The organism is Paenibacillus sp. P22 (assembly GCF_000469945.2).
GTDB classification, from domain to species: domain Bacteria; phylum Bacillota; class Bacilli; order Paenibacillales; family Paenibacillaceae; genus Paenibacillus_O; species Paenibacillus_O humicus.
On the sequence record NZ_CBRA020000295.1, the window covers coordinates 1 to 5,702 of the forward strand.

Annotated in this window: 4 protein-coding genes and 2 pseudogenes; all 6 read right to left on the reverse strand. The window is 59.8% G+C overall.

Annotation, left to right across the window (positions count from 1 at the left end; translation table 11 throughout):
* Positions 1–273 precede the first annotated feature (273 nt).
* Positions 274–381, reverse strand: a pseudogene (locus BN871_RS27290) (LacI family DNA-binding transcriptional regulator); the annotation flags it as partial.
* A 345-nt stretch (positions 382–726) separates the two neighbouring features.
* Positions 727–1,134 carry a HEAT repeat domain-containing protein gene (locus tag BN871_RS26030; RefSeq protein WP_048750104.1) on the reverse strand — a complete coding sequence of 136 codons (408 nt, stop codon included), beginning with the start codon at positions 1,132–1,134 and terminating at the stop codon, positions 727–729.
* Between the two features lie 103 nt (positions 1,135–1,237).
* A pseudogene (gene hemW, locus BN871_RS26035) lies at positions 1,238–2,454 on the reverse strand (radical SAM family heme chaperone HemW).
* A 132-nt stretch (positions 2,455–2,586) separates the two neighbouring features.
* Entirely contained in the window at positions 2,587–4,404 is a 1,818-nt protein-coding gene (gene lepA, locus BN871_RS26040) for a translation elongation factor 4 (protein WP_048750098.1), read from the reverse strand.
* 112 nt (positions 4,405–4,516) lie between these two features.
* A complete protein-coding gene (locus BN871_RS26045; RefSeq protein ID WP_048750100.1) occupies positions 4,517–4,981 on the reverse strand; it encodes a hypothetical protein in 465 nt (154 codons plus the stop codon).
* Between the two features lie 55 nt (positions 4,982–5,036).
* The coding region (spoIIP, locus tag BN871_RS26050) for a stage II sporulation protein P (RefSeq protein WP_048750102.1) at positions 5,037–5,702 on the reverse strand (666 nt) is incomplete at its 5' end.

Below are 5,702 nucleotides of genomic sequence, written 5' to 3' on the forward strand. Positions count from 1 at the left end.
TGTACGGAACTGGATCGGCAAGCGCATCCATAAGGAAGTGCCGGAAGGCGATCGGCGACCAGGCTGACGGAGAAACGTGGACAACAAGGAGCTTCCCGGACTTCTTCAACACCGTATTCAGCTGGAGTTCTGGACGATCTCCCTCCAGTCCGAAGTTCAACGACTTTTTCAACAAGCTGATCGACGAGTACGAGCAGGGACACCCCGGCGTCACCATCGATTGGAAGGACTATCCGTATGACGCCATCCAGGCCAAGCTGCTGGCCCTTTCTGGATTTTTTGGCGGGTTCCCTCGTTCACATCGTCATAGCCGTTCAACGCTCTGGAAACGGTTGTGACGGAGACTCCCGCATACTTCGCCAAGTCTTTTATGGTGGTCAGTCTTCCTCACTCCTTCCTTCAAACGTTTTGGAAGTCTTTACCCGCTCAGTATAACGGAAAACCGAAAACGCTTGCAACAGTTTTTTTATTCCTTTTTTTTCTTGTCCCGACAACCTGCAATGGAGCTGGAGCATGCCCAATGCGGCACCGGTCGGAACAAAGAGAACCGAGCCATGAATGCCGTCCGGATAAAAAAGCCGGATAAGAGCCTGGCCGTTCTCCATCAAGCGCTAGGATTGCCAACACGCCGAATGAGAGCCGGCAGCCGCTGCCCGTCCAGAATCCAACACAAAAGCCGGGCCGGACCTGTCTTGGACAGATCCGGCCCGGCCTGGCTTGCCGAGCTTATTTGCGGTCGAATGAAGCCTTCCAGACGCCTTCCAGCCAAGAATCGAACTCAGGGCCTTTTTCGCCTTCGTAGACGTCATAGACATCGCTTCTCGTCTTCCGCAGCTTCTCCTTGAAATCCTCCAGGGAATGGCCTTCCGGAAGGCTTTTGCGGATGCGGACGATAATTTTGGATACGCCCTTGACCGGCTCGGATTTGCTGCGCGCCGGAGCTTGGACCGGCTCGCCGAAGCCCTTGAGCCCCGAGTAGGCCGCTTCGCGGACGGCATAGACCGGGTCGCTCGCGAGCAGGCGCGTCATGATTTCAACCGACTGAGGCTGCTTGTGCTTGCCGAGCTCCTTGACGGCGGCAAGACGCGCCTTCCAGTCGGAAGTGCGGCTGGCCGCACGCTTGAGCTCCGCCATAGGGTCCAGTTCTTGTTCCAGCTCCGGCTTGAATTCTTCCTGTTTCAATGGAAATTTCCCCTTTTATCGCTTCATAATCAATCATGTTGCCAGTGACGGCTGTTTATACGTCGGCGGTCTCTTCGCCCAGCACCCCTACGAATGCGCCGAACACCTCGTTGCCGAGCAGCACGCCCTGGGAAGTCAGCCGATAGCCGGTGCCCGGGCGAAGCGGCGTGCCTCCCGGCAACGTCCCGGCGCCGCCGTCGACACGCTGCATCAAGCCTTCCTGCAGCAGCGGCTGCAGCTGGCTTCCGAATACGCCTTCGATCGTATGCCCCGGGAACTGCTGCTCGAAATCCCGGTCGCGGACGCCGTCCAGCAGCCTCAGGCCGACCATCATGAAGTCCTCCATCGCGTCCGTATCCGGGACCCGCTCCTCCGACAGGCGGGGCAGCCGCTGCAGTCCGGCATCGATGTACGGCTGCACGCCTTTGATGTTCACATGCCTGAGTCCTTGGATATAGCCGTGCGCGCCGGCTCCAAGCCCGTAATAGGCTCATTGCGCCAGTAGGTGGAGTTGTGCCGGCTCTCGAAGCCGGGCTTCGCGAAGTTGCTGATCTCGTAATGCTCGTATCCCGCTCCCTGCAGGCGATCGATGAGATGGAGATACATCTCCAGATCCTCGTCCTCGGTCGGCAGCGGCAGCTCGTTGCGCTCGTACATATGGTGGAAGAGCGTGTTCTCCTCCACCTTGAGGCTGTAGAGCGAGTAATGCGGCAGATCGAGCTCCAGAGCCTTGTCGACGCTGTCGGACAGCATCGCGACCGTCTGCTTCGGCAAGCCGAACATCAGGTCGATGGACAAGTTGCGGAAGCCCGCCGCCCGCGCATTGTCCAGGCTGCGGTAGACGTCGTCCACGTTGTGGATGCGGCCGATCCGCTCCAGAAGTCCGTTGTCGAACGACTGGACACCAAAGCTCAGCCGATTGACCCCGCCCGCGAACATGACCGCAAGCTTGTCCGGATCGGTCGTGCCGGGATTGGCCTCCATCGTGAATTCCGTTCCTTGGTGCAGCGGGAAATGCTTCCTTACGGCGGCAAGGAATCGCTCCATCTGAGGCGGAGTCAGCACCGTCGGAGTGCCTCCTCCCACGAATACCGTATCGATGCGCTCGGCCGGAATCGCGGCCAGAGTGAGCTCCATCTCCTTTTCCAGCGCGGTCAAATAGCTGTCGACCGGCTGACCCTGCAGCACATAGGAGTTGAAGTCGCAGTAAAAGCATTTGTTCGTGCAAAAAGGGATATGAATGTAAAGCGCCTTGGGCGCGTGCTTCAGCATGGCGATGCCTCCTCTACCGGGAACCGCTGCACCTCGGGTTCCCTTAAACGCCGCAAGAGGAGAGCCGCGGCTCTCCTCCAGCGAAGCTGGCGGCCGAATGGACAGAACGCTCATCCGGCCTATGTCCAGTCATCAATCCTCGTCGATTTTCAGGACGGCCATGAACGCCTCCTGCGGAATCTCGACGTTGCCGACCTGCTTCATCCGTTTCTTGCCTTCCTTCTGCTTCTCGAGCAGCTTGCGCTTCCGGCTGATGTCGCCGCCGTAGCATTTGGCAAGAACGTTTTTGCGCATCGCCTTGACCGTCTCGCGCGCAATGACCTTCTGCCCGATCGACGCCTGGATTGGCACCTCGAACATCTGGCGCGGAATCAGATCCTTGAGCTTCTCGCAGATGACCCTTCCGCGCTGATAGGCGCGGTCGCGGTGCACGATGACGGACAAGGCGTCGACCGTCTCGCCGTTCAGCATGATATCCATCTTCACCAGCTTGGACTGGCGGTAGCCGGACAGCTCGTAGTCGAAGGAAGCGTACCCCTTCGTGCTGGATTTCAGCTGGTCGAAGAAGTCGTAGACGATCTCCGAAAGCGGAATCTGGTACGTAATGGTGACGCGGTTCGTATCCAGGTACTCCATGTTCACGAATTCGCCGCGCTTGTTCTGGCACAGCTCCATGACGGTGCCGACAAAGTCGTTCGGCACGATGACGGCGGCCTTGACATACGGCTCCTCGACATGCTCGATCTTGCCGACCTCCGGGTAGTTGGACGGATTGTCGATGCTGAGCACCTCGCCGCTCGTAAGCGTCACGGAATAGATGACGCTCGGCGCCGTCGTGATGAGGTCGATGTTGAACTCGCGCTCGATGCGCTCCTGGATGACGTCCATATGGAGCAGGCCCAGGAATCCGCAGCGGAAGCCGAAGCCGAGCGCTGTCGACGATTCCGGCTCGAAGGTGAGGGACGCGTCGTTGAGCTGCAGCTTCTCCAGCGCCTCGCGCAGGTCGTTGTACTCCGTGTTGTCGATCGGATACAGGCCGCAGTATACCATCGGGTTGATCTTGCGGTAGCCCGGAAGCGGCTCGGGAGCCTTGCGCTTGGCTTCGGTCACCGTGTCGCCGACGCGCGTGTCCTTGACATTCTTGATGCCGGCGACGATGAAGCCGACATCTCCTACGGCAAGCTCGTCCACGATGCTCATGCGCGGCTTGAAGGCTCCGACCTCGATGACCTCGAATTCAGCGCCGGTCGCCATGAAGTGGATCTTGGAGCCGGCCTTGATGCTGCCGTCGACGACGCGCACGTAGACGATGACGCCCTTGTACGGATCGTAGTGGGAGTCGAAGATCAGCGCCTTGAGCGGCTGGTCGGGATCTCCCGTCGGAGCGGGAACCTTCTGGACGACCTGCTCCAGAATCTCCTTGATGCCGATGCCCGCCTTGGCGGAAGCGAGGACGGCGTCGCTCGCGTCGAGCCCGATGACATCCTCGACCTCCTGCTTGACCCGCTCCGGCTCCGCGCTCGGCAGGTCGATCTTGTTGATGACCGGAAGAATCTCCAGGTTGTTGTCCAGCGCCAGATAGACGTTGGCCAGCGTCTGGGCCTCGATGCCCTGGGCCGCGTCCACGACCAGCAGCGCGCCCTCGCAGGCCGCGAGGCTGCGGGAAACTTCATACGTGAAGTCGACGTGTCCGGGCGTATCGATCAGGTTCAGGATGTACTCTTCCCCGTCGTCGGCCTTGTAGCCGAGGCGCACGGCCTGCAGCTTGATGGTGATGCCGCGCTCGCGCTCGAGATCCATCTGGTCGAGCACCTGCGACTGCATTTCGCGGGAGGTCAATGCTCCGGTATATTCCAGAATACGGTCGGCCAGCGTCGACTTCCCGTGGTCAATATGCGCGATAATGGAAAAATTCCGTATCTTCTGTTGGCGGTCGCGTACGTCTGCCATGCTTAACTATCCACACCCCTCAATTATCTAACCCATTCGTACCATTATACCCGAGGCGGACCGGGGCGGCAATGAGCGGCAGGGAAAGGAAGCGGGCCAGACGGCAAGCCGATTATTTGGTAAAGGAGTCGAAGAGGGTTACGATCATGCGGATGCCGGAGCTGGATACGCTCTGCAGCATGCCGGCCGTTCCGTCGGCAAGGCGATTGACGCCGGTGTCGGAATCCAGCGGCGCGACTCCCGGCAGCCTGTACCGTTCATCCCCGGCCGAGTATCCGTTCCATGCCGAGACGTCTCCGGACGACGCGCCGGACGACTCCGCATCGCCGGCGAATGCCGTCTGCGCCTCCGCCGGGGCGGACGGCTGGACGCCGTACTTCTTCTGAAGCTGACGCAGCTCGGCTTCGTATTTCTGCGCCGCCTGCAGCTGCTCGCGCGCTTTCGCGGCTTCCGCGAACGCCCGACCGCCGCGGGATCGGAGCCCTCGATCGGTCCGTATACCCGGTTGATGCCGCCCGTCGTCATCTCCATCCCGAACATCAGCACGGCCGCCAGGGCGGCGCCCAGCACGGTCCATTTGAGCTGGCTTCTTCTGCGCATGATGACCTCTCCTCTCGGTTATTGTAATGGAATCAAGCTTTTTCGCCCGCGAAATACAGATCCGCGATGACTTCGGCCAGAGCGTCGGCCGTCCGATAGCCTTCCTCCAGCGAGTTGTCGATGCCGCCGACCTCGACGAGCACGCTGTCCGAAGCCAGCGATTGATTGTACTCTCCGTTGCCGGTCGTCACGGTCTTGCCCCAGATTCCGCGCGACAGACCGGGATAACGTTCGTTCAGCATGCTGTGGATCTGCTCGGCGAATTTCTCGTTTTCTTCCCAATTCGGATTTTTGCGGCCGATGATGAAAAATACTTTCGCGTAATCCTTGCCGCCGATATTCACCGTCGTCGTCTTGCGCTTGGCGGAATCCCGGTGGATATCGAAAAAGAACTTCAGTCCTTTATTGGCGCTCATCGCTTCCTGCACGCTCTTCTTGGAATACTTGTAGCTCATCGAATACTTGAAGCCCGGGATCACAGAAGGATAATCCGTGCTGGAGTGAACGGCTCCGACACCGCGTTTTTCCAGCTGTCCGGCCAGCCTCTCTCCGATATTGGCCACGTTGACCTTGGAGGATTCCGGATTCGTTCCGGGCTTGCCCACTTCCGGATTGTAGGACTCGCGGATGTGCGAATGATAGATGAACACGGCCTTGCTGCCGCCAGCGGCGGCCCCGGGCGCTCCGCTGCCGGCCCC

What these genes read in the sequence shown, in the direction of transcription:
- BN871_RS26045 (WP_048750100.1), bottom strand. Translation starts at nt 4,981, where the DNA reads ATGGACCGTGCTGGGCGCCGCCCTGGCGGCCGTGCTGATGTTCGGGAT.
- BN871_RS26030 (WP_048750104.1), bottom strand. Translation starts at nt 1,134, where the DNA reads ATGGCGGAGCTCAAGCGTGCGGCCAGCCGCACTTCCGACTGGAAGGCG.
- lepA (WP_048750098.1), bottom strand. Translation starts at nt 4,404, where the DNA reads ATGGCAGACGTACGCGACCGCCAACAGAAGATACGGAATTTTTCCATT.